Here is a 340-nt window from a genome sequence, read left to right on the forward strand (position 1 = left end):
ACGAAACCATCACCTACACCCACGACCACACCGGACGCCGCACCCGCGAGACCCACAGTGATGGCCGACGCCGCGACTACACCTGGACCGCCCTGTCACGACTCGCCAGCATCACCACCCACCACGCAGACCGTGTCGAACACACCCGCACCGTCGTCGATGCCCTCGGCCACCTCGCCCACATCAACAACCACGACATCTTCACCGACCCCACCACCGGCACCCTGCTGCAGGCAGGCGATCACAACGTCATCACCGCCGGGCCCCTCACCGCCACCACCAACCACGGCTGGCTCCCCTCCTCCTGGCGCCCCCACCGCCACACCACCCCCACCAACCC

At 68.2% G+C, this 340-nt stretch carries 1 protein-coding gene; it reads left to right on the forward strand.

The genetic code is table 11. The annotated features are described in order from the left end of the window. Nucleotides 1-340, forward strand: a 340-nt coding sequence (locus EII35_RS16200) for a hypothetical protein (protein ID WP_221739819.1), incomplete at both ends; no start/stop codon positions are given.

Origin of the sequence: Arachnia propionica, from assembly GCF_003932785.1 — a bacterium.
Lineage (GTDB): Bacteria > Actinomycetota > Actinomycetes > Propionibacteriales > Propionibacteriaceae > Arachnia > Arachnia propionica_B.